5 protein-coding genes are annotated in these 2,989 nt (G+C 49.2%); 4 read left to right on the forward strand and 1 reads right to left on the reverse strand.

Annotated elements, in window-relative coordinates; all coding sequences use genetic code 11:
- Positions 1-2 precede the first annotated feature (2 nt).
- The gene (locus CN673_RS21655) at positions 3-872 is read right to left on the reverse strand and encodes a hypothetical protein (protein ID WP_099868257.1); all 870 of its coding nucleotides are present in this window, start codon (positions 870-872) and stop codon (positions 3-5) included.
- A 205-nt stretch (positions 873-1,077) separates the two neighbouring features.
- On the opposite strand from CN673_RS21655, the gene CN673_RS21660 reads away from it, so the two are divergent.
- From CN673_RS21660 to CN673_RS21675, 4 genes are all read left to right on the forward strand, one after another.
- Complete coding sequence (locus CN673_RS21660) at positions 1,078-1,533, forward strand: eS6 family ribosomal protein (RefSeq protein WP_157928981.1); 456 nt, start codon at positions 1,078-1,080, stop codon at positions 1,531-1,533.
- A gap of 43 nt (positions 1,534-1,576) precedes the next feature.
- Positions 1,577-1,924 (forward strand): hypothetical protein, encoded by a 348-nt coding sequence (locus CN673_RS21665; protein ID WP_157928982.1) that lies wholly within the window; start codon positions 1,577-1,579, stop codon positions 1,922-1,924.
- Complete coding sequence (locus CN673_RS21670; protein ID WP_099868260.1) at positions 1,921-2,166, forward strand: hypothetical protein; 246 nt, start codon at positions 1,921-1,923, stop codon at positions 2,164-2,166. The genes CN673_RS21665 and CN673_RS21670 overlap by 4 nt, the downstream gene beginning before the upstream one ends.
- Before the next feature lie 105 nt (positions 2,167-2,271).
- Positions 2,272-2,895 carry an NAC domain-containing protein gene (locus CN673_RS21675; protein WP_099868261.1) on the forward strand — a complete coding sequence of 208 codons (624 nt, stop codon included), beginning with the start codon at positions 2,272-2,274 and terminating at the stop codon, positions 2,893-2,895.
- Positions 2,896-2,989 lie beyond the last annotated feature (94 nt).

Consider the following 2,989-nt stretch of genomic DNA (forward strand, 5'->3'; position numbering starts at 1 on the left):
AGCTACCAAAAACGATTGATTTCTCGAACTTCGTTGAGAGGGATCAAAATGCTGATGAAGTGCCGACACCATCGGAATATCGTCGGGTTGAGGGAAATTGTGGTCGGCGATACCATGGACATTATATTCTTGGTGATGGAATTTGTCGAACATGATGTCAAAGCACTCATGGAGCAGCTGCAAGCCAAGAAGAAGACGTTTACATTGCCACAGATCAAGATGGAGGCCGACACATCTTTCAACGCGAACTGGAGAGCGACGAAACCAGCTGCACTGTACAAAATGGACAGAAGCAGGTATCCGAAGCTTAAGCCGGTGATCAGACCAAGAACGAGATGGAGACCCAATCCAGCGCCAAGAGTGGCTCCCAAGTAGACTTGACGGGTTCCCAGGGAACCTTCACCGAATTGAGCAACCAGAGCGATGGTCAGCGGGGTCAGGAACATAACTGGGCCAGCAGTGGGAAGATACTTCTGGGACAGGAGGAAGCCCACCAGAAGACCTTCAACGGCGGAAAAGGCGAGAAGTTTGGCACGGTTGGAGGCTTCAGAGCTAGACGCTGAGACATGTTGATAGATGAGGACGGGGAGGAGCACTAAGGAGATGAGGAGAGCCGATCCAGACTCAAGGAACAGGCCAAGGATGGGCGAGAGAACAATGGTCGAAATGATTGATGTGAGGCCGAAGACAAATTGGAGCACGGTCGACCACGCAAACACCTCCAGAACTTTGGATCCAGGAGTGGAAACAGGCCCCATCTCACTCAGCGCCGCCACGGTTTCATCTTTCTTGGCATTCAGAGTCGGCTGCAGTTCAGCGGCTTGCTGTTGAAGGCGTTGCTGAACTTCAGCGACGTTGACTCTTTGCCGCAACCCGTTGAAGGATTCCTACGGCTTCTTCTGGCTTCTCAAACTTCTGATACAATGACCGTTTGGGGTACCAGGGCATCAGAACAGCGGAAAGTGGTCGTCCATATGTGTCGTTGAGTCTTTCAAAGTCTTCAGGATGAAGCCTGGTGTAGTGAGTCACATAAGCATCTCTATTTATGTTATACTTTTGTCTCAAAAGGCCAACTCCATGGCCGCTCTTTCCGCTTTGTCTCTCATCATTGTCAAGAAGGGAGATGGCGAAATCGAAGGTCTTACGGACAAGACTATCGCTCGTGCCTGTGGTCCAAAGCGTGCCACCAAGATCCGTCGTCTGTTTAACCTGACTAAGGAAGATGATGTCCGAAAATACGTTCTGCGCAGAACCATCCAACCCAAAGAAGAAGGAAAGAAGGTTCACACCAAGGCCCCGAAAATTCAGAGACTTGTAACTCCCGCTCGTCTTCAACGAAAGAGAAGAATCGCCGCCCAGAAGGTTAAGAGACGCATCAAGAACCGCGAGGAAGCCGCTAACTACCAAAAGTTGTTGGCCAAGTACGCCAAGGAACGATTGGCTGAGAAGGCCGGGTTCAATCGGATTTTTTTGCATCGAAATGGCCCGTTCCGCCCAACAAGCCCGCAGAGGAAAGCAGCGAAAGGCCGATGAGCAACAACAGCAAGAAGAGGACTCCAACCAAGGTAACACCACCTTGAACGAGTCCACCGCTTCGGCTGCCGAACAGGCCGTCCAGAAGACCCCTCAGAAGAAGACCGAGGCGGAGGAGAACAAAGCCGCCGAAGAAGGAAAGGATGCTGAAGTTGAAGTTGCCGACGAGGCTGATGAGAATGCTCCGACCGAGAAGTCCGATGAGGTAGAGGACGAGTCTGCCGAGGAGGAGGATCAGGAGAACAAGGATGCCACCACTACTGAGGCCGGTGACCAGGAACTCGCTCCAGATGCCTTCACCAAGAAGCGCCAGGTCGAGGAAGCCCAAGGCGAGGGTGATGAGACCAATGATGTTCCGGAGAAGAAGAGCAAGGTTGATACCGAGGCTTGAGCACATTTTATCATGGAAAGTCCGAGGCTGAAGTTGCCGAGTTCAAGAAGAAGATCCAAGGATGGGTTGTCTCTCTTCTCTCCAAAGACCGGTTCAAGAACCTCCAGTTCTTCATTGGTGAGAACATGGCCGAAGGCCGAGGAGAAGGGCAAGTTGCTATCGTCGAGTTCCGTGATGAAGAAGACGGTGAGCACCCATACCTGATGTTGGTCAAGGAAGCCCTGATCGAAGAGAAATGCTAAACACCAACGGGATATGCCTTCTTTCTCCTTTCCTCTATACCCTGCATCAGTTTGTTATAATTTTTGTTGTCCTTTCCGATCCATAAATTATCTCTAACGAATATCATGTGGTTGTTTCAAGTTAACAATATCAATTTCGAAACCAAGGAACAGGTAGAAAAGCATACCTCCGGCGATTCTTCGTCTGATGAGGATGAGGAAACTCCAGGCGCCCAAGTTATCACTGAAGAACAGGCGAAAGTTGCGGAAGCTGCTGGTCTCTCCGAACAAGTCACTGAGAAAGGTTCGAAACAGTCCCGGTCTGAGAAGAAAGCAAGGAAACTTTTCTCCAAACTTGGTTTAAAGCCTGTTCATGGAGTGTCTCGTGTTTCTATCAGAAAATCCAAGTCGATTTTATTCGTGATCAACAAACCTGATGTGTACAAGAGCCCTGGCTCCGATACTTACATTGTCTTTGGCGAGGCAAAGATCGAAGATTTGAGTCAGCACGCTCAGTTGGCAGATGTTGAGAACTTCAAACCTCCATCTGCCAATATTATGCAGAATGTGAACCGTTTGGCCCCCCAACAAGAGGAAAGTGACACTGAAGAAGTAGATGCAACTGGCCTTGAGGAGAAGGACATCGAACTGGTTATGTCGCAAGCTAATGTTAGTCGCAATAAAGCTATAAAAGCCCTGAAGAACGCGGACAATGACCTGGTGAATGCTATCATGGAGCTGACAATGTGAGCAAGTTGTGCCTGTCCAATAAGATCTGTTGCCTTTTATAAACATTTGTTTGTGTCAGTTGTTTTTTCTTTGATAAATTGTTTGCTTATTGTCC

The sequence above is a fragment of the Neopararhizobium haloflavum genome (genome assembly GCF_002750855.1).
GTDB classification, from domain to species: Bacteria; Pseudomonadota; Alphaproteobacteria; order Rhizobiales; family Rhizobiaceae; genus Georhizobium; species Georhizobium haloflavum.